This is a genomic window from Maribrevibacterium harenarium (genome assembly GCF_006385675.1).
Lineage (GTDB): Bacteria > Pseudomonadota > Gammaproteobacteria > Pseudomonadales > Marinomonadaceae > Marinomonas > Marinomonas harenarium.
On sequence record NZ_VFRR01000095.1, the window covers coordinates 1 to 2,617 of the forward strand.

Genomic DNA, 2,617 nt, shown 5'->3' on the forward strand with positions numbered 1-2,617 from the left:
TGCGTATTTCGGTTTGTCTGGCCACCGATTCCGGTATCATTCAGCCACGCGTTTCGGTGTGATCCGGCCAGTTTGATCTAATCTTCGTTTCCGTTTTCTTTTTACCCGACTTCTTCCGGCTGAACCAGCGCTTTTTTACGCTGCGACTCCCCGCTTAATTCCAGTCGGTGGGCAGTGTGGATCACTCGGTCCAATAGCGCGTCTGCAACCGTAGGGTTATCCATTAAGCCATACCATTCTGATACAGGGAGCTGACTTACGATCACGGTGCTGCGTTGCTCATACCGATCTTCAATCACATCTAGTAAGTCACTGACTTGTTTTCCCTTAAATCCTTCTAGGCCCCAATCATCTAAGATCAACATGTCCGCCTTTTGTAGTTGGACGAGTTGTTTAAGATAGCTACCGTCCGTATGACCCATTTTAAGGCTCTCTAGCAATCGTCCCAGACGGTAATACAGAACACGTTTATTTTGCCGACAGGCTTGTTCCCCTAACGCACAAGCTAGGTAGGTCTTTCCGCTACCAGTGGGCCCCGTAATTAAGATGTTCTGGTGGTAGGACAGATGATGCCCTTGCAACAACGGTGTCATCTGCTCTGCACGTAAGCCCCGTTTTGCTGGGTACCGTAGCCCCTCTGGAGTGGCTTTTAGGCGTAAATTAGCCTGTTTACGCAAGCGCTGTAGGCGGGTGTTATCCCGCGAGAGTTGCTCTTGCTCAACCAATAAACTAAGTCGTTCATCGAAGCCAAGCTCGGCATAGGTGTGGGGGGCTTGGCGTTGCAGCTCCAGTGCATTGGCCATAGCCGCCAGCTTAAGCTGGCGTAATTGGATTAGTAGCGCGTCCATTGTGTTGTCCTCATTGGTAGTAGTGAGATCCGCGGATATTCGCATGCAATCCAGGGTCATTCGCATTTGAATCATCATGGCCGAAGCGAAGATCTTCGCCGCTTCTAAGTAGTTTTTTGATAACGGGGATGTAGGGCTGGTGACGACTCAATGCGAGTGTACAGGCGCTTTCTAGACGTTCACTTCCATAGCGCTTTTGTTCACTGAGTAAGGCCAAGCACGATCGCTGAGCCTGTACAATATGTGTTTTGCTTCTTTCTACCGCGAGTACTGTTGCCAACGTATTGGGGCCAATCGCTGTGGCCCAACGTCTGATTCGCTCCGGACTCCACTCTTGATATGCTGCATGGTTTTCCGGCATATGAGCGACATCTGTACTATGACGGTATGAGTTGTGGCTACGAGGGTGTTGAGACACACACTTGGTTTGATGATAAACCTTAATCATCGTCTGGGTTGCACTGATTTCAACTCGTTCACCGACTAAACGATGTGGCACCGAGTACCAGTGATTGTCGTATTGCACATGGTAGTCTTTGGCCACTTTCGCGATGCGGTAGTCCGTGTATTCGTAGGCATAAGGCGGTAATGGCTGCAATGCAGGTTTATCTAGCAAGGTAAACAGCTGTTCACGACTAGCGCCATTGTACTGTTTCATTGGACGCTGATTGAGTTCTATATTTAGTTCTCTGATCGCTTGGTTTAGAGCGGCTAGAGAGTAAAAGATATGATGACGTAGGCGAGCCAATACCCAACGTTCAACAATCAGCACAGCGGATTCGACTTTACCCTTATCTTGCGGTTTGCGAGGACGTGTGGGCATGAGTGCACAGCCATAATGCCTAGCGAGCGCCTTGTAATTGTCGTTAATGATCGGTTCATAACGGTCCGCTTTATCAACGGCGGCTTTGAGGTTATCAGGTATCAGTAAAGCGGGGACGCCTCCTAAAAACGTCAGGCAGCGGCTGTTGGCCATCAGCCAAGATTCCATATCCTGGCCTTTACAAGCCTCAATATAGGTATAATTAGAGGCCCCAAGTGTGGCTACGAAGATGGCAGCCCATCGTATTTCACCGGTTTTAGGGTTCACAATCGGTACGGTTGGCCCGCAGAAGTCGATAAACAGCTTGTCGCCGGCCTCGTGATGCTGTCGCATCGAGCGTTTTTGAATAGCGCGCCATCGTCGGTAATGTTCGCAGAACTGCGTATAACCAAGCGCTCTCGCACCATGTTCAGCTTGGTACTCCTGCCATAGTAGCAGTTTAGTGACCCCTTTTTGTCGAAGCTCAAGATGCACTTGTACCCAAGATGGCAACACCCGTTGGGACTTGTAATCCCGCCCTGGAAACAACTGCTTGTCGAGAGCATCAAGGGAATAGTCTGCGGACAATGGCCAGCTGAGACCTAAGTTGTTAAAACGGGCGACCAAGGCGCTGATGGTGGCACGACCGATATTCAACGCTTGCGCAATTTGACGATCACTTAATCGTGCTTCGAATTTAAGACGGAGTATCTGCAGATAGGTTTGCATATCTGTTCTTCCCATTTTCTTTTTACGTGTCATGACTACTCCGGCAAACAGTTAAAAAACGGTTATGCCAAAGCCCATAAAACGAAGGAAGAACAAACTGGCCGGATGATACCGAAACAGGTGGCTGGATGAGACCGAAATGGGTGGCCGACTCATGCCGAAATCAGTGGCCAGATGATACCGAAATGGATGGCTGGCTCATGCCGAAATCGCTGGCTCGATGATCCCGAAATACGCA

2 protein-coding genes are annotated in these 2,617 nt (G+C 49.6%); both read right to left on the reverse strand.

What is annotated here, in order from left to right; translation table 11 throughout:
* Positions 1-101: 101 nt before the first annotated feature.
* On the reverse strand, positions 102-848 hold the full coding sequence (gene istB / locus FJM67_RS17165; RefSeq protein WP_140591914.1) for an IS21-like element helper ATPase IstB: 747 nt from the start codon (positions 846-848) through the stop codon (positions 102-104).
* A 10-nt stretch (positions 849-858) separates the two neighbouring features.
* On the reverse strand, positions 859-2,412 hold the full coding sequence (istA, locus tag FJM67_RS17170) for an IS21 family transposase (protein ID WP_407943644.1): 1,554 nt from the start codon (positions 2,410-2,412) through the stop codon (positions 859-861).
* Positions 2,413-2,617 lie beyond the last annotated feature (205 nt).

Excerpts from the sequence above, each read along its gene's own strand:
- istB (WP_140591914.1), bottom strand. The coding sequence starts at position 848 with ATGGACGCGCTACTAATCCAATTACGCCAGCTTAAGCTGGCGGCTATG.
- istA (WP_407943644.1), bottom strand. The coding sequence starts at position 2,412 with ATGACACGTAAAAAGAAAATGGGAAGAACAGATATGCAAACCTATCTG.